General features: G+C 35.7%; 15 protein-coding genes. 3 read left to right on the top strand and 12 right to left on the bottom strand.

The annotated features are described in order from the left end of the window. The first annotated feature begins 122 nt into the window (after positions 1-122). Positions 123-926: a pyrroline-5-carboxylate reductase gene (proC, locus tag AC5LWL_RS04485; RefSeq protein WP_493433200.1), complete on the top strand. Its 804-nt coding sequence runs from the start codon at positions 123-125 to the stop codon at positions 924-926. Further along, complete coding sequence (locus tag AC5LWL_RS04480; RefSeq protein ID WP_493433199.1) at positions 926-1,699, top strand: VOC family protein; 774 nt, start codon at positions 926-928, stop codon at positions 1,697-1,699. Before proC ends, AC5LWL_RS04480 begins: the two co-directional genes overlap by 1 nt. A 58-nt stretch (positions 1,700-1,757) precedes the next feature. On the opposite strand, the gene AC5LWL_RS04475 is transcribed toward AC5LWL_RS04480, so the two are convergent. From AC5LWL_RS04475 to AC5LWL_RS04450, 6 genes are all read right to left on the bottom strand, one after another. Further along, the gene (locus AC5LWL_RS04475) at positions 1,758-2,852 is read right to left on the bottom strand and encodes a GerAB/ArcD/ProY family transporter (RefSeq protein ID WP_493433198.1); all 1,095 of its coding nucleotides are present in this window, start codon (positions 2,850-2,852) and stop codon (positions 1,758-1,760) included. 47 nt (positions 2,853-2,899) lie between these two features. Next, the gene (locus AC5LWL_RS04470; RefSeq protein ID WP_493433197.1) at positions 2,900-4,021 is read right to left on the bottom strand and encodes a GerAB/ArcD/ProY family transporter; all 1,122 of its coding nucleotides are present in this window, start codon (positions 4,019-4,021) and stop codon (positions 2,900-2,902) included. Positions 4,022-4,044: 23 nt separating this feature from the next. Beyond that, positions 4,045-4,269, bottom strand: coding sequence for a hypothetical protein (locus tag AC5LWL_RS04465; RefSeq protein ID WP_493433196.1), 225 nt, complete (start codon positions 4,267-4,269; stop codon positions 4,045-4,047). Beyond that, positions 4,266-5,462, bottom strand: a complete 1,197-nt coding sequence (locus AC5LWL_RS04460; RefSeq protein WP_493433195.1) for a Ger(x)C family spore germination protein — start codon at positions 5,460-5,462, stop codon at positions 4,266-4,268. The genes AC5LWL_RS04465 and AC5LWL_RS04460 overlap by 4 nt, the downstream gene beginning before the upstream one ends. A gap of 138 nt (positions 5,463-5,600) precedes the next feature. Further along, positions 5,601-7,145 carry a spore germination protein gene (locus AC5LWL_RS04455; protein WP_493433194.1) on the bottom strand — a complete coding sequence of 515 codons (1,545 nt, stop codon included), beginning with the start codon at positions 7,143-7,145 and terminating at the stop codon, positions 5,601-5,603. 406 nt (positions 7,146-7,551) lie between these two features. Further along, positions 7,552-8,790, bottom strand: coding sequence for a Zn-dependent hydrolase (locus AC5LWL_RS04450; RefSeq protein ID WP_493433193.1), 1,239 nt, complete (start codon positions 8,788-8,790; stop codon positions 7,552-7,554). 598 nt (positions 8,791-9,388) lie between these two features. Between AC5LWL_RS04450 and AC5LWL_RS04445 the strand changes: the two genes are divergently transcribed. Further along, the gene (locus tag AC5LWL_RS04445; RefSeq protein WP_493433192.1) at positions 9,389-11,044 is read left to right on the top strand and encodes a PucR family transcriptional regulator; all 1,656 of its coding nucleotides are present in this window, start codon (positions 9,389-9,391) and stop codon (positions 11,042-11,044) included. 84 nt (positions 11,045-11,128) lie between these two features. On the opposite strand, the gene AC5LWL_RS04440 is transcribed toward AC5LWL_RS04445, so the two are convergent. The 6 genes from AC5LWL_RS04440 to ltrA all read right to left on the bottom strand — a co-directional run bounded on the left by AC5LWL_RS04440 (position 11,129) and on the right by ltrA (position 17,382). After that, positions 11,129-11,578, bottom strand: coding sequence for a hypothetical protein (locus tag AC5LWL_RS04440; protein WP_493433191.1), 450 nt, complete (start codon positions 11,576-11,578; stop codon positions 11,129-11,131). 204 nt (positions 11,579-11,782) lie between these two features. Further along, positions 11,783-12,199, bottom strand: a complete 417-nt coding sequence (locus tag AC5LWL_RS04435; RefSeq protein WP_493433190.1) for a VanZ family protein — start codon at positions 12,197-12,199, stop codon at positions 11,783-11,785. Between the two features lie 169 nt (positions 12,200-12,368). Next, entirely contained in the window at positions 12,369-12,938 is a 570-nt protein-coding gene (locus AC5LWL_RS04430) for a DUF6944 family repetitive protein (RefSeq protein WP_493433189.1), read from the bottom strand. A gap of 204 nt (positions 12,939-13,142) precedes the next feature. Continuing rightward, positions 13,143-14,477 carry a UDP-glucose dehydrogenase family protein gene (locus AC5LWL_RS04425; protein WP_493433188.1) on the bottom strand — a complete coding sequence of 445 codons (1,335 nt, stop codon included), beginning with the start codon at positions 14,475-14,477 and terminating at the stop codon, positions 13,143-13,145. Positions 14,478-15,108: 631 nt separating this feature from the next. Further along, a complete protein-coding gene (locus AC5LWL_RS04420) occupies positions 15,109-15,951 on the bottom strand; it encodes an HNH endonuclease (protein WP_493433187.1) in 843 nt (280 codons plus the stop codon). Positions 15,952-16,170: 219 nt separating this feature from the next. Then, positions 16,171-17,382 carry a group II intron reverse transcriptase/maturase gene (gene ltrA / locus AC5LWL_RS04415; protein WP_493433186.1) on the bottom strand — a complete coding sequence of 404 codons (1,212 nt, stop codon included), beginning with the start codon at positions 17,380-17,382 and terminating at the stop codon, positions 16,171-16,173. Positions 17,383-17,558: the final 176 nt, after the last annotated feature.

The following is a 17,558-nucleotide window of genomic DNA, read 5'->3' as shown; positions in this document are numbered from 1 at the left end:
TAGCATCGTCTAACGAACAGAAAAACAACGGATTGCTGGCAGTCCTTTTCAAAAAATAAAATGGTGCGTTACATAACAACAACCGAAATGAAACAGACAAAAATAAAAAGGAATGGTGATGTATGAGTAATCTACATTTTATCGGCGGAGGCCAAATGGCAGAAGCAATTATTCGTGCCTTGTTAACCAATGAAGTATACATAAATGAACAAATCAGTGTATTTGATGTAAATAATGCTCGCTGTGAACTTCTTCAATCAAAATATAGTATTATTACAACAACCTCTCCGAAAGAAAAACTAGCTTCAGCAGATCTTATTGTACTAGCTGTTCGCCCTCAAGACGATATAGAAACAATATGTCAATATATCACAGAAGAATCTTCACAGGACGCAGTGATCGTTTCCATTGTTGCAGGGGTGACCATTAAGAAACTATCTTCCTATCTTGGCGAAACTCGCTCTATTATCCGTGTGATTCCAAATACATTAACAGATACAGGACTAGGATATAGTGGCGTCGCCTTAAATAAATATGCAAACAAAGAACAAGCAGCTTCCTTTTTAACTGGATTTGGAAAAGTAGAATATATTGATGAATCACTTATCGATATTTTTACTGGATATGGGGTTGCAGGACCAAACTATGTCTATTATTTTATTGAATCGTTAGCAGATGCAGGAGTTTTGGCAGGTTTACCACGAGAACAGGCATGGAAAATCGCCTTAGAAAACACTGCAGGTGCAGTAGCAATGCTGCAGAAAACGCAATTACATCCCCGACAATTATTAGATATTAATAATTCTCCAGCAGGTGTTGGCATTAATGCATTATACGAACTGAACAACAGTGACTTTGCAGCTGGATTACAACGAAGTGTGCTAAAAGCAGTAAAAAGAACAACCGAATTAGGAGGAGAAAAATAATGACGAAAATCATTTGGGATCATGTCGTTCACTACGTAAATGACTTAGACAAATCAATCGAAATTTTCCAAGAGAATGGTCTAATTGCTTTTAGAGGTGGTTCACATAAACAATGGGGCACCTATAATGCCTTAAGCTATTTTGATTTAACCTATATTGAATTTTTAGGAATTGAAGATCGTGAGTTAGTTGCAACGGTAAAAGATCCAAATGCTGTTGTGAAAGATTCCCTTACCACTCTGCCAGAACATGAAGCGCTTAGTCGCGTCGCCTTAAGAACGGATGATATTGAAGAAGTTGCAGCGAACTTAGAAGCTGCTGGACTGGAAATCTCTCCAATAATGGCTGGAAAGCGCCTAGATAATAAAGGTCAATTAATTGAGTGGAAAATGCTAACAATTGCTGGCGATTTTCAAGGACTTATTTATCCATTTGTCATCCAATGGAAAGGAACAGATGATGAGCGTTATCAAAACCTATTAAATAGCGGGGTCATCCAATCACATCCCGCTGGAAAAACGGTGATCAACGAAGCTGTTTTCACCGTAAAAAATCCAATAGAGGCAGCGAAACACTGGCAAAACTTGTTTGGATTAACGCTCTCATCTACAACAGAAACAACTGCTACTCTTTCCATTGGAGATAAAAGCTTTCAATTTCAACAAGGTTCTAAAAATCAGTTTACCGACTTAATCTTTAAAACCGATAATAAGGGCCTTCAAGAAAAAACGATTATGATTGGTGAGGGAAAATATACATTTAAGCCATTCTAAAACTATCTATCCATGGAGGGGAAAAGGATGTTCAAGCCACCACCCTTTTCCCCTTCCATTATTTTTCTTCCATTCTGCTTTTCCCCCGAAACAGTGCTATTATTAATAATCCAACTGGTATACAAACATATAAGGTGACTTCAAGAATTGGCACTATTTGCTCAATAAATTTAGATAAAATAGCCATATTTGGACTAACCCATATGGCAAGCACAATAATGAATAATCCATATGGAAAAATAAAGGATTTAGGATTTTTTATTTCCAGCCATTGCGCTGTTCCGATAACAAGCACATTATAAAATAGTGCCAGCTTTATAAATACTCCTAATACCCAGACCACAATAACCACCGACTCAAATCGTTCAAAAAATGGCGGTATATAAATATAGCGAAAAGCAGTAAAAACTGGATAGGTATATGAACTCACCCCTTCACCAAAAACAAATAAACAAACAAAATTAATAAAAACCATACAAATTAAATTAAAAATAATCGTGACATACCCCATCTTTTTTCCTTTTGATTTATCTGTTAAATAGGGAAGCAGCATTCCCATGATAAAAATTTGATTAAACCAAAGTGCTGGCTGAATAGCTCCTTTTAATGGCACTTGCCATCCATGCTCTAAAATGGGAAACATATTATCCCATTTAAAGTCTGAAATAAGAAGCAGCAATATTAATAACGGAAGAATATAAATCGGAAAAAATATTTGAGCCGCTCTTGCAATAACCTCTAATCCCGCACGTACAGAAAAAGCACAAACGATAATCATGCTTCCTACCACGACAAATAACGGCGTTAAGTGCAAAAAAGATACTCTAATAAAGTCTGCATATTCTCTTACAATGATACTTGTTACTAATAGCAGATAGGTCAAATAAATAAAACCGATACATTTAGCTAAAAAAACACCAACAATATGCTTACTGTACTGAAAAATAGTTTCATTTGGATACTTTTTGTGAAGTCGATAAATAATGAAGGCAGTAAATATTCCACTCATGCTCGCAAAAAAGGGAGAGATCCACATATCACGTCCTGCACGGTTAGCAGTAACTGCCGGTATACTTAGAATAGCCGTTGACAAAATGGTCATCGTGAGAAGAAACATCATCTGAAAAGCTGAAATTTTAATTTGTTTATTCATTCTCTTCCCCTCGTTTTTTCTACTCATTGAAAGTTCATTTCGCTTTTTTATTTGTTTAAGATTTTTTTATCAATTCTTTGTGTTAATGTTGTTTTCTTTTTTCTAATTATGGCCATAATCAAAAGGACGAACGGGATAATAGTCATAAAGCTTGTAACATAAAACGGATCTGTAAGAGCAAAAAGTTCATTAAGTTCTGCTGTGCTCGGAGCAACCCAAAAACTCATCGATACAATACACACGCCTAAAGGAAAAACAATCGATCGATAATTTGATAATCTTAATAATTGGGTCGTACCTAAACAAAAAATATAATAAAACACAGAAAGTTTAACAAACACTCCTATGACCCAAACAATCACAATAAATACATCTAAATGTTCAAAAAATGGGGGAATGCTTATATAACGAAAAGCGGAAAAAACAGGATAATTGTATTCGGCTGTAGATGACCCGAATAAAAAAACACTAACCATATTTTCAAATGTAAGAAAACCGGCTACCATAACCATGCTGATAATTCCCCATTTTAACCCCTTCTTTTGATCGGTTAAAAATGGAAATAGCATAGAAACTAAAGAAATCTCACTAAACCAAGCCTGAGGAAGAGCTGCACCAAGCAGCACAGGCTTTATTCCGTTTTCCATGAATGGCAGCATGTTTCCAGATTTAAATTCCGTTAGAAGCAATAAAAGAATCAATGGAGAAACTAAAAACAACGGAATCAATAATTGTGTTGCTCTCCCTATCACTTCTAAACCACCTTTTACCGCAAATGAACTAATCAAAACAAGACTTCCAATGACCACATACATAGGTGTTGTTGGCAAAAAAGAATTAATAATAAAGTCCGTATATTGTCTTATAATAATTCCACAAGCATGGAATACAAAAAACAAATAAGCTAATCCAATTATTTTTCCAAACAATGGCCCCAGAATTTTTTCACTATATTGAATAAGCGTTTCATTAGGAAATCGTCTCGCCAATAAATAGATAATCATCAATGTAATAAACCCCATAACGGATCCTATTATTGGTGATATCCACATGTCCCTGTCTGCATAATGACTCGTAATGGCAGGAACCACTAAAATAGCAGTAGCCGTTATGGCAGGATGCATCATCATACCCAACTGCAATGCAGAAATTTTCTCTTTTTTCAGCATCTTTTATAATCTCCTTCATGATATTATTGAAGTAGTTTACTAAAAGGTTTATACACAGAATAAACCCATTGAGAAGGACCAGGTATGGTTGGAAAAAATAGTAGTACAATTGCCAGAACTCCACTGGACATAGTTAACACAAGAAATGTCCATTTTTCCTTTTTGTCCGTCTTCTTTATTTTTGGCCATTCATATACAAAGATAAGAGTAAGCAGACAAATAATCCCTAATACTGATATCCACTTCATTTTTTTACCTCTTCTTTCTTTAGTCCTGCCGGTAATGTTGTTAATCCCGCCCGAAGCACATCTGCCTGAACTTTTGTACTAATACTTATTTCGGGTAAAAACTCATTCCAGCTTCCCTTCATTTTTTCCCATTCTTTAGGATATTTCTTATGAAATGCATCAGCAAACCCCAACGCATCAACTTGGATATCATCTTGGATCACTTGTAATGCATCATCTATTTTTGATTTTGTCATTTTTCCTACTGCTTTTTCTAGCTTTTCAATTATTTTAGGGCTCATCATATCTAAGTTTGTTTCATTTTGAATCACAGCACATTGCATGGATACATTGATATCTATTTTCCATTTCCCATTTTTTATCGAAGGAGTTAATTTTGTTGTTCCTTCAACGACTCGAACCGACACATATTCTTGTCCTTCTAAAGGAACGGTTATACTATTTACTTTTGTCTCATTGCGAATCCACAACAGCCCTCTCATTTCACTATTGTTTATTACTCTAACCATTTTATCTCTATCTAACACTACTGCTTCATAAATGGTCATAATCTGCTGATTTTTTTCATTTGAATTTTTAAGCAGTTTTAAATAAGGAAGTATAACGGATGGTGAATCACTTGTTAACATTTCCTCTACATCTTTTATGGTCTTTTTTACAACAATTTTCTTCTCAATCATTTTTCTCATACCTTCGCCAACATATAATTCTAAAGAAGGTGCCTCTTTTAAAAATTTCTTCGCATTTCCTTCCGCAATATAAATATATGCCCGCTCTCTAGGCTGTGGATGGCGTGTAAGAAAATCAAGTTCCTTTCTTATCCCATTCTCCTTTGCCAAACTTTCTCCAAAGATGAACATTTTGCAATGACCCCAAAAAATATTTCTTGATAATTGCATCTCTAAATTAGATGTGGCATCTGCTATATTTTTCCCTTTTTCTGATCGTACGATAACCACATTTCCGTCACTTGCCTGGCTTCCTGCTGCTTCACCTCCAACAGCTTTTGGCACTAACACTTGCAAAGTAACTTCTATTTCGTTTTCTCCTGTTTTATCAACAGCTGTTCCTAATACAATTGCCATATCAAACACTTCTCGTCTGTCCCAGCAGCCTGTTAAAAACAAACAATTCATACAAAAAAACAGAAGTAGAATCATTTTTACTAGTTTTGGAAATACATGCATATTCATTGAAGCAGTTCCTTTCTTATCACTTACTATCGAGAGTAATAAGAGTTATTTTTGATTGGAAGATACCTTATTGAAAACGTATGCCAATCTTCAAAGCATTTTAAATGCCATATGTGAATCACCTTTTGCGTGAGCTTTTCACCTTTTAGGATCAGGCTTTTGTCCACCTGACTGCCGCCTTTTATTATAATTTCCTGTTAAATGAGGACGAGTGTTCATTTTCCACCACGGAGCTCGAATAATAGAGTCTTTTAACTCCTTTCCCTTTAAAGGCGCAAGTGGTGTAAGGTAGGGAATGCCAAATGATCGGAGGGCACATAAATGAATAATAATAGAAATAACACCAAGCATAATGCCTAGCAATCCTAGTGTGCTTGCCAGAACCATTATTGGAAACCGCAGCATACGCAATGATATTCCTTGTGAATAATAGGGAATCATAAAGGAAGCAATCCCTGTCACAGCAACAACAATTACCATTGGAGCGGACACCAAACCCGCCTGAACAGCAGCTTGCCCAATAACAAGTGCACCAACAATACTAATAGCTGAACCGATTTGTTTCGGCAAACGAACCCCTGCTTCTCTCAATGCCTCAAACGTCACTTCCATAATAAGTGCTTCTACAAATGCTGGGAATGGAACAGACTCTCTCGCTGCTGCAATGCTTATTAACAAATTAGTTGGAATCATCTCTTGATGATATGTAACAACGGCTATATAAAGGGATGGAAACAACAAAGACATCACCATAAATACAAAGCGTAAAATTCGTATAAATGAACTAATAAGGAAGCGTTGATAATAATCCTCTGATGACTGCAATAAACTGAAAAAACTGATAGGAGCAATGAGTACGAAAGGAGTTCCGTCCACTAAAATGGCTACCCGCCCTTCTAACAAATGAGAAGCAACTACATCAGGTCTTTCTGTATTAAGAATTTGCGGGAATGGCGAATAAGGATTGTCTTCAATTAATTCCTCGATATAACCACTCTCCAATACACTATCAAGCTCTATTTGATTCAGTCTGCTTTTTACTTCCTCTATTAGCCCCTCTTCTGCAATTCCTTTTATATAGGCAATAGCAATATTTGTACTCGTATATTTTCCAATTTTCATTGATTCTGTTTTTAATAATGGACTTTTTATCTTGCGGCGAATAAGGGAAAGATTTACCCCCAAAGTTTCGATAAACCCTTCACGGGGACCCCTTACCACATTTTCACCTGAAGGTTCTTCAATAGAGCGTTGTTCCCAGCTCGCCAAACCTAACGCATACCCTTTATCGAGCCCATTTACTAATAAAACTGGATTTCCTATAAAAATATTGTCTACACAAGCTTGTATTGCATTTACTTTTTTCTTTTTAGCAATAGGTAATGCTTCTTGCACTCTTTCCTCTAAAGATTGCTGCTGCTCAGCATTTTTTATTAATGAAGGAGTTAAAACATGTTCCTCCAATAAATCGATATTGACTAAACCTTCTACATAAATAACAACAGCCTTTATTTCGTTTGCCATTGCAAAAGGATGAAAAACGATATCAAAACTTGTTTCAAATATCGACTGCAGTTTTTGAACATTATCGTCAAGATCCGAAGAAAGAGCTTCCTGGTTCTTTTCTTCGGTTGGAAGGTGTCTACTCTTTTTTTTTGGAGATTTACGAAACAATCGTATCATCTCCTTTCCTTTTATAGATTGGGTTTTTTTATAGATTATGGATAGTTTTTGCATTACCTAGCCTGTCTTATACACTAATTTTGGCTATTTATTAAAAAACATACAAAAACAGGATCAACCATTTTGAAAGAGGCGAAATACATGCTTATTTGCTGAATTAACTGACATTTTGGATAAAACGAAACAATCACTGCCCCGTTTCCACAAGAATTCCGTGAGATTTATACATGTTTCTCTCGGTAATCCCGCGTTCCTCCTCTTAATAATCCCGTATCCCAATCAGTTCACGCTCTCCCATTTCCCCTATCTGCAAAAACAAAAAATCCCTCTTGCTAAAACAGCTAATACTAGCAACTGTTTTATACAAGAGGGATTTTCCTCTTTTTCTCCAAAATTTCATTTCCTATTATTTCTTTTGCAACTCCAATACTGTTTCTAATAAAACATTTACCCCCTTTTCACACTCTTCCCATGTTGTTAGTTCTTCTTCGCAATGACTTTTTCCATTTTTGCTAGGTACAAAAACCATAGCAGTTGGAACTATACTTGCCATAAACTGAGCATCATGTCCTGCTCCACTAGCCATCCTTTTATACGAATACCCTAATGAGGATACGGATTTTTCCATTGTAGCAAGGATATCTTCATTAAACCAAACCGTAGTACGATCCCATTGTTTTTCCATTTTCAGAGAACAGCCCTCTAAATCCGTAAAGTTGGCAAGGTGTAGAATAGCATCCTCTACTTGTTTCATTATTGCTGCATCTTTATGTCTTGCTTCTATTGTAAAGATAACTTTATTCGGGATAACGGTATGAATATTTGGGGTAATATTCATTCTCCCCATTGTGTAGACTAAGTCATCAGCAAGAGATCCCAGTTTTTTTCGTAATTCAGAAAATACATTATTAGCAGCAAATAATGCGTCCCTTCTCATCTCCATCGGTGTTGTACCAGCATGATCCGACTCACCCGTGACTTCCAATTCATAACAAACCATTCCAACAACACATTCTACAATCCCGATTTCCAGTGACTCTCGTTCAAGAATCGGTCCTTGCTCAATATGCATTTCCAAAAAAGCAGTAGCTTCTTTTAAACGTGATGATTCTGCTCCTGCATATCCGCTGTTTTGTAATGCTTCTTTAAAGGTTATCCCGTTACTATCTGTTTTTTCTAACATAACGTTTTTATCAAATTTTCCTGAAAGAACCCCTGATGCCATCATAGAAGGTTCAAATCTTGCTCCCTCTTCGTTTGTAAAATTAACAATTGTGATCGGTATAGGAAGAATAAGCTTGTGTTCTACAATTGTTCGGACAACCTCTAATCCTGCAGCAACACCTAATACTCCATCGAATCTTCCTCCTTTTTTAACGGTGTCCAAATGAGATCCCATAACAATAGGAGGTTTATCCTCGGTACCTGCTAATGTTGCATAGATATTTCCCATATCATCTATTTTTATTGACATACCTAACTCTTGGCAGGATGTAAGCAAATACTTTCTAGCTTTACAATCTTCCTCCGATAAAGCTAATCGTGTAACCCCATTATTTTTTGTGCGCCCAAAATCTGCAAATTTCTCGAGTGACTCCTTTAATCTTTCTCCATTAATTAATAGTTTTTGCTTTTGTCCCTCCATTAAAAACTTCTCTCCCTTGCAAAATATTTTCTACTTATTAATACAGTCGGATCATTATTAACCTTTCTTGTTCCATAAATTTTAATGAACGCATAGTTTAAACGAGTTTACTTGTTACACTTCTTCCTTTACCTGCAAATAATTTTTCCCATCAGATCAGTTAGTCTCTAGTTGGAAGTATCTTCACAATTTTTCTTATATCTTATTTATGGCTGCTTCATTTTTCTGCTGATAAGAAAGTAAGGGAGAAACAATATTCTCTGCAAATCTTAGAAGGGGTAAAGTCATCTCGATGATTAATAGAATGAAAAAAGAAGGAATTGTACGATTGTTTTACGATTTTTAGGTAGATGTAATTTTTTAATAAGCCTATTATATATGGTAAATTCTAGTTAGTAAATATAATTTTTTCACTTTTCTGATAAAACATTAATTTAACGGTTAGATATTCTTTAAGCCACTCCCTTCAATAGAGAACATAATCCTATATTGACGTAAGTATATTTATTAGGATACTATTTAATTTACAGATAATTTAAATAATTTATTTTACATTCTATTAAATAGTTCAGAATACCATTTAAGAAGGAGGGTCAGAATGAAAGAGCTCGAATTAACCGTTGCAGAAGTATTAAAAAGAAAACCATTTAACAAGGCTAAGGTGTTGGCAGGGAAAGATGGCTTAAATAGAAAAATTAAATGGACTCATATTTTGGAAGTAAAGGATATTGAATTATTTGTAAACGGGGGGGAGCTTATTTTAACGACAGGCATTCACCTCCAACTGGATGAGTACAATCAGTTTGAATATGTGAAAAAACTAATTGATCTTGACACCGCATGCCTTTGTATTGAAATTGGTTCATCTATTACAAACATTGCTCCAAAAGTTCTTGCCTTGGCTGAGGAGAGAAATTATCCTATTTTGATTTTTGAAGAGACCGTTAAATTTGTCGAGATTACACAGGACCTTCATACATTTATTATTAATCAGCATCATCAACTTATTACTGATCTTGACCGCTTGTCCAATCATTTTAATAAACTATCCTTACAGCCAAATGGCATCTTAAAAATATTACAAGAAATTAACCACTATTTTCAGCATCCTGCATTTTTCTTATGTAATGATGGGGAAAAATATTATTATCCTTCCAATCAGAAGCAGACAAAATATAAGCTTAGTTCCTATTTAGAAGAATTAGAATTTGAATTAGGAGATAAGCGATTTATTATTTTACAGAACGAAGCATTTGCTGTTATGCCTGTCCGAGTTTTTGAACAAATTTGGGGCTATATCTTTCTCAAATCAAACGAATTTTCAGCTAATGAATTTTGTGCAATTGTTCTGGATAGAGCAGGAATTGCCATCTCGCAAATTTTGCTTCGTTATCGAACGATGGAAGAAAGAAAACAGAATGTAGAAGATGAACTTGTTCGAACACTTCTATCAGGAAAAACAATGGATTATGAGCCATTTCACTCTATCTTGCCAATCCATTATCCACATTCATCTTGGCGTATTATTTACTGGTCTGTGGACAATATGACAAAGTCAAAACGTTCGCATTGGGATGAATCAAAAGTACAAATATCCATGATGATTCGCTCACTTTTTCAAAAAACAGGGTTTCATCCCATTATTTCTATAAGAGCACATGAAATTATCGCTATCATATTTATTCCTCCTACTTTTAACAGCGATATAGAAAAGACTAAATGGAATCAGCTTGCAGATACTTTTGGCACCATTGATGCTGCTTATTTTCCTTCTCACCTCCTTTTCGGAATTAGCTCCACATTCACCGAGATCTCTTCCGTTAGAAAAGGATATGAAGAAGCAGTAAGTGTAGTGTCATTAAAGAAAAAGAAATTAATAGACCGTCATTTTTTTGAGGAAATTGGCATTTATCACTTGCTGCTGCCGCTTCAAAAGTCTGGAGGATTAAAAAGTTTTATTAGCAATTATCTAGAGAAAATTATTGCCTATGATAAAAAAAATGATAGCCAATTACTAAGAACTCTTGCTGTTTATTTGGAATGCAATGGTTCAAAAAAGGAGTCTGCAGATCGACTATTTATTGTCCGTCAAACACTCTATCACCGAATAGAAAAGTTAGAATATTTATTAGGAAAAGATTTTATGAAACCCTCTAATCGTTTAGCGATTGAGGGAGCTATTCAGGCCTACTATTTAGAAAGAAGCAGTGAACAAGTACAGGAAACAGATGTCATCGAAAGCATTTATTTATGAATACACGAAGAAAATAACTTGTTTTATGAAAAAAAGCAAAGAGCGCACTCATTTAAACATAAATGAGTATGCTCTTTTGCTAATTCATGTACATTGAAAAGATCGGATCCGATCTGCATCAGTTCCATAGTACGTCCATCTGAAATTACGCCAGCGGAACCCTGCAACAGAGTTTCTTCCAACAAAGGTTGGATAGAACCAAAAGCCATTTCCATTATTTAACCATACGTAAGTAAATCTAAATAAACAGCCTTGCATGGAACCAGCATCTATTTTGAATGTCCCTACTGATTGTTGTTGAAGCTGTGGTGTAAATGAAGGCGGTGGAGTTGTTGGTGCTCCTTGATTTCCTCCTCCTCCTCCACCACCAGGAAAACTAGGTTGAGATGGCTGACCTCCGCCAAATGGCGGAAAAAAGTTTCCTAAACCAGGAATATTTAGAAACTGACCTTGTGGAGGAAATGACGGTGGACCTCCCGACTGTTGGCGATTAGCATATAAATCATATGGATAATACGATTGGTATGGATACATAAATTTATCTCCCTTCAGGTAACTATGTTTTAACATATGCAATCTGCCTAAGTTGGTGAATACGAAATAAATTTAATATCGGACCACCATCCCTAAAGTTGGAAGACTCATTCTCGCCTACCCATTATTTATTTGCTTATCGTTAGATGGAGGCCAATCTATTATTTCTATTAAAAGAATATTCACATTATATTTCTAGCAACTCTACTTACTAATCTTAAACAAAACATAACCAATAATCGTTCCTAATGTGTTTAATATAATATCATCTATATCCGTAAACCTGTTTGTGATCATTAATTGTGTGATTTCTATGGTTGTTGAAAATAGCGCTCCTATAATGGCGGCATGAATTACGGTATGAACCTGGCTAAATCTCCATGGCAGAAGAAAACCAAAAGGAACGAATAAAAAAATATTGCCTCCCACATTTATCATAAAGGTTCGCAATGATTGTTCCGTTAATAACCCGTGCAACATTTCAAAGGGAACCAAATTTATTCCGCCGATGCCAACTCCAATCCCTAATGAAGGATGGGGAAACATCGTTAAATAAAAAATATACATAATAGACAGGCCAAACAAAAAATTTGCAAATGGACGAGAAATAAATAACACCACCACTATTTACTTTTTATATAAAATTTTACCATAAACAAGAAGAGAACTATTCTTATTTAGAAAAAATAGTAGCATTATTTTACATTAGGTGAAGCTTTTCGATATTTGGAGGAGGTTCCCTAACTATCGAAATCGAGAATTTTTTACTTTATCCACTTCGATAGCATAGTTACTCATTATTATTTAATTGTATTTCTTCTGTTTCTTCTTTTATTTGTCCAATCAATGAAACGACAGAGCCTATTGTTTGAATCCAGCTTCCAACTACCCCGATTGTGGAAGACGTTTTATCTTCGTAAAGCTGTTCGGTTCCTCCAACTCCCTGCATAGAATTGCCTATCCCCTGCAACAAATTTCCGATGATATTAAATGATCTTCCCGATGCAGTATTGTCTTCAAATTCATCCGCTAAACCAACAAAACTACCTAAAGCTTGCAGCCAGTTTCCAGTTATAATTATTTTTTGATCCGTATTATTCTCCAAATTAATTAACAGTCCAGCAATAACTGTTGAGTTGCCAATAGTTCTAATTTCATCACCTAATTTTTCTAATGAGATGCTTCCTTGCCCATCAGCAGACAAACCACCACCAACGGCTTGCAGCGTATTGCCCATTAATCGCAAATCATAACTTGCATCTTGTGTTAATCCTTTAAATGGAGTGCTGCCAATTGCTGCTTCCAATGTACCGATGACCGATAACAAAGAGCCAACTATTTCTTTCATCTGACTATCCATCTATCATCAACCTATTTAAAATAATATCATTATATTCTATTCCACTAGTCCGGTGAATATCCTGTAATACAGGACAAGAGGCAGTACTTCATAGAAGTACTGCCTCTTGTCTTTCTATACCATCCAAAATCCTTAAACTTCCGTCTCATAAACAAGCAAAAATATGCCTTATTTCAATAAATATACTCCAACCACACCTTTTCTTTATATTTCCGCTAATTGTTTCATGATAATGCCATTAACAGGAGGTCTTCCAATCGACCGATAGCAAATTCCTGCTTTTTTTGCGTCAGCTAAACTGTAACAGTTTCTTCCATCATATATATACGGCGATGCCATTTTTTCTTTAAACAGGGAAAGAGAAAATTCCTCAATTTCTTTCCATTCAGTAAAAATAAAGCAAATATCTGCATGTTCAATTGCTTGTTCAATTGTTTGTGTATAATTTACTTCCATTGGAAAAACTTTTTTGAAGTTAGCCTCTCCGACTGGATCATATATATGTACATTTGCTCCTTCGTTTAATAATAACCGTACATTCGGGATAGAAGGTGCCTCACGAAGATCATCTGTACCCGGTTTAAAGGTTACCCCTAATACTGCAATCTTCAACCCTTCAAATGAAATAAAATCTTTTCTCGCTTTTTTCATTAGAGCAAATTTTTGTTTTTCATTTACTTCAATTGCTGCTTTTACTGTACGCAATACATATCCTTCTTCTTCTGACAGCCAATGTAATGCTTTTGTATCTTTTGGAAAACAGGAGCCGCCATAACCAATGCCTGCTTGTAAAAATTTATTGCCAATACGGCTGTCATAACTCATTCCCTTTGTCACATCATCAATATTTGCACCAACCACTTCGCATAAATTGGCAATATCATTCACAAACGAAATTTTCAAAGCTAAAAAATCATTGGATGCATACTTAACCATTTCAGCACTGCGGCGATTCATCGTTATAATGGGAATTTCAAATGGTTCGTACATTTTTAGTAATAGCTGTTTTGCCCAAATACTCTCCACTCCAATTACAATCCGAGAGGCGGCTAATGTGTCCTGGACGGCTGTTCCTTGGGCAAGAAATTCAGGGTTGGAAGCAACTTCAATTTTCAAATCATTCCCTGCTATTTTTTGCATATACCCTTCAATCTTTTCATTGGTTCCAATTGGCACCGTTGATTTAATCACAACAAGACAATCTTTTTCAAGAGACTGGGCGATTTCTCGAGCTACCTTATAAAGAAACGTTAGATTGGCAGAACCATCCTCATTTTCTGGTGTACCTACACCAATCATAATAATATCTGCCTTCACATATGCATCTTTATAATCAGTTGTAAAAAATAATTTATTTGTACGAGCGTTTATACCTATTAATCTCTCAAGCTGCGGCTCATAAATCGGAGAAATATGCTTATTTAAAAGCTCTATTTTTTCTTGAATAGGATCTACACATGTGACCTTGTGACCTATTTCAGCTAAACAAACACCTGTCACTAAACCTACATAACCAGTTCCCGCGATTGTTATATTCATCCTAAATTAACTCCTTTGTCTTCCGCTTTTTCTACAGTCTAACCGCTGCTTATTAAGGTAGTTTTTCGATAAGGTAAAAGTATAGTAAACAACGTGTAAAAATACTTGAATTTCAAAAAGAGTAGAAGTAATAAAACCACTCAACTAAAGACCTGTTTTAGCACTAGGTCTTTCGAATCATTTTATTAGAATAACTATTTAATACGGTCAAATTAAGCAATTATGAAAGAGAACAAGGTACAATAAAAATGGATGGTAATTCCAACCCCAAGGCATCTCCACACTCACTCACTGGATGTTTTGGGTTTTTTTTATCAGTACTTTCTATTCATTTTCCGTATTTATCATTCATTATAAATTCATCATGCAGTTCTTCCCTATATAGAGGCGGGCTCTTGTAATTAGTCCGAAGTCAGAATACACTTCGCTTTCTGAGGGACGGGTGCCGATCCTCCTCGGAGCATGCTCCTGCGGGTCGAGTAGACGGGAGCCTCTCCAGGTTGGATTGTGCTCCGCTATATAGGAATAGGTAAGAGGAGTCTTTTACTTGTATAAGCAGTCAGTCCCTCTTTTCCCCTCCTTCGCACCGTGCGTGAAAGTTTCCCTTCACACGGCGCTCCATCTATCAAGCTTAATCATTCTTAATTAGCTTTCTTCGGTATTCGTTTAGCTTATTAACAATAGATTTTTCTAAAACACCGTTATAATTCTTTGAATTGTGTATCTTTTTATGACATTCAATACAAACCGTAGCTAAATTCTTTGTTTTATTTGTTTCATTAATAGGTAGATATGGGCGAACATGATGAATATGTATCGTTCCTCTATCTACTTTAGCTTTACATATTCTGCAATTTCCTTTGTCTATATTAAATACATACGCTCTATTCATGACATATTCGAAGTTATACTTTTTATCCGTCATTCCTTTTCCAATGAGATTGATTAAGCTTTCGCTTAAAAGTTCATCTGCTCGTGCCATGATAGATTTCTTGCCTGTTTTTCTTCTATAGATTTCCCTTCCCTTCGGGCTATAGGGTGTTTCTTCTTGGTTCTTTTGATTTGTTTTTGTCCATTTCACAAAAGATAATCGTGTTGCTCCAATTTTTGTGTCTCCTAACTTAATTGTAGGGACTTTTGTTGTATAATTTGAATGTACAGATAATAAATTAGCGGTTTGGTTAGCTGGTATCCATTTTCCACCAAACCTTTTCAAAGATTTATAAACCGTATAAGTTAGACTATCATCTATTTTACTTAAGCTAACATTTACATATGTTGCAGGAGCGTAATAATTAACAATGCCTCGAATAGAACTATTATATAGACTGATTAATCGCAAAAGGTCGTTTTTATCTTTTGCCCGCCTAATATTTCTTGCCTTTTCTTTTAACTCTTTTCGTTTAGCTATTAGTCGTTTTCTATCTGGTTCTGTCTTGGTGACATAGCCTTTACGTGTATTCTTTTTCTTCATTATCTTATATTCAAAGCCTACAAAATTTACCTTTTGCCGTTTGACATTCGTAATTAACGTCTTTTCTTCTGATAATTCAAGTTTTAGTTCCGTTTTAAGATACTTTGAAATGGCATATTTCCACTTTTGAGCGTTGTCTTTCGAATTCGTAACTAAGCACCAATGAGTAGACCGAGGGAACCTCCCCCTCAGACTCTCTCAGAACCGTACGTGAACCTCTCAGCTCATACGGCTCCCATTATTCATCGCCGGTAGTATTCCATATTTCCAATGGGCAAATAACTTGCGTTCTCGCTGTGCAATAGTTCCTAACCAATATTCTGCTCTTCTTCGATGTTTTCGCTTCTTGTATTTCCGGCGAACCCACTTTACCAAGCCATTATTGATGTATCGCAATGCACTGTACATTTCTGATTTATAGAAATGTCCATAATAATTAATCCATCCTTGGATTTTCTTATTAAACATGTTGGAAATATCCTGTAGAGTTTTATCTACTTTGAGCTGTAATCGCCAATTTCTCACTACTTTTCTGATTGCTTTCTTTGCCTTGTCGGCAATAGCTGGCAAGAAGTTTGTGAAGAATTTTCCATATTTATTCTTTGATTGTCTTGGTCGAAATGTATATCCTAGAAAATCGAAGGACATATTCGGGTAGTACCCTTGTCTATCATCGTCTTTACAGTAGACAATTTTCGTTTTCTCCAAGTTTAACTCCAATCCAAATAATTGAAATCTTTCTTCCAGTCTTCGTTGAAGATATTTTGCTTGTTTTAATGAAGCACATTGTGCTATTCCATCATCGGCGTATCTTGCCCAAGGGATACTTGGAAATTCTTTTGCCATAAAATCATCAAATGTATAATGAAGAAATAGATTCGCTAGAATTGGACTGATGACACCTCCTTGCGGAGTACCAGAAGCTCGTTGTGTTAACTCCATTTGAAAAGGTGTAGTTAGCCATCTTTGTATGTATAAGATGACCCATTCTTGATTTGTGTGACGTTTTACCATTTCAATGAGATAATCATGTCGGATATGATCAAACAGTCCCTTAATGTCGAACTCTAACACCCAATCTTTCCGCCAACACCTTTTCCTTGTAGCCTCGATAGCTTGAATTGCCGATTTGTTTGGTCGGTATCCATAAGAATCTTCATAGAACAACTTTTCCACTGTTGGTTCAAAATATTGTTTCGCAACCATCTGTGCCACTCGGTCTTCGACTGTAGGAATTCCAAGTGTTCTTGTTCCACCATTCTTTTTGGGAATAGCTACTGCTTTTACTGGTTTTGGAAAATAGCTCCCTGAAGACATACGATTCCATAGTTTGTACAGATTATTCTTCAAATCTAGTTCGAAACTTTCGATAGACTGTTCATCAATCCCGTATGTCCCTTTATTAGCTTTTACTCGTTCAAATGCAGTCATTACTGCATTTTTTTGAAATACTAAACGGTTTTGTTTCTTGCATAGGTTCCTCCTCCTTTCAAAGTTGACCTACCCTTGAAACGGAATAACTTGGATTCTTCGCTCCGCTTCTATTACAGAAGTTTCATCACTACTACAACCCAATCTGCCCCTATGACTGCATCGGTACTCTTTTC

This window comes from Niallia sp. WK069_GA_01 (assembly GCF_983173855.1).
Note: the sequence above shows the minus strand (reverse complement) of the source record. Positions and strands in the feature narration are given on the sequence as shown.

Bases quoted from the DNA above. Each gene is read 5' to 3' on its own strand.
- AC5LWL_RS04470 (WP_493433197.1), bottom strand. From the start codon at position 4,021: ATGCTGAAAAAAGAGAAAATTTCTGCATTGCAGTTGGGTATGATGATG.
- AC5LWL_RS04480 (WP_493433199.1), top strand. From the start codon at position 926: ATGACGAAAATCATTTGGGATCATGTCGTTCACTACGTAAATGACTTA.
- AC5LWL_RS04445 (WP_493433192.1), top strand. From the start codon at position 9,389: ATGAAAGAGCTCGAATTAACCGTTGCAGAAGTATTAAAAAGAAAACCA.
- AC5LWL_RS04440 (WP_493433191.1), bottom strand. From the start codon at position 11,578: ATGTATCCATACCAATCGTATTATCCATATGATTTATATGCTAATCGC.
- AC5LWL_RS04460 (WP_493433195.1), bottom strand. From the start codon at position 5,462: ATGAATATGCATGTATTTCCAAAACTAGTAAAAATGATTCTACTTCTG.
- AC5LWL_RS04450 (WP_493433193.1), bottom strand. From the start codon at position 8,790: ATGGAGGGACAAAAGCAAAAACTATTAATTAATGGAGAAAGATTAAAG.
- AC5LWL_RS04465 (WP_493433196.1), bottom strand. From the start codon at position 4,269: ATGAAGTGGATATCAGTATTAGGGATTATTTGTCTGCTTACTCTTATC.
- AC5LWL_RS04420 (WP_493433187.1), bottom strand. From the start codon at position 15,951: ATGAAGAAAAAGAATACACGTAAAGGCTATGTCACCAAGACAGAACCA.
- proC (WP_493433200.1), top strand. From the start codon at position 123: ATGAGTAATCTACATTTTATCGGCGGAGGCCAAATGGCAGAAGCAATT.
- AC5LWL_RS04475 (WP_493433198.1), bottom strand. From the start codon at position 2,852: ATGAATAAACAAATTAAAATTTCAGCTTTTCAGATGATGTTTCTTCTC.
- AC5LWL_RS04425 (WP_493433188.1), bottom strand. From the start codon at position 14,477: ATGAATATAACAATCGCGGGAACTGGTTATGTAGGTTTAGTGACAGGT.
- AC5LWL_RS04455 (WP_493433194.1), bottom strand. From the start codon at position 7,145: ATGATACGATTGTTTCGTAAATCTCCAAAAAAAAAGAGTAGACACCTT.
- AC5LWL_RS04430 (WP_493433189.1), bottom strand. From the start codon at position 12,938: ATGGATAGTCAGATGAAAGAAATAGTTGGCTCTTTGTTATCGGTCATC.
- ltrA (WP_493433186.1), bottom strand. From the start codon at position 17,382: ATGACTGCATTTGAACGAGTAAAAGCTAATAAAGGGACATACGGGATT.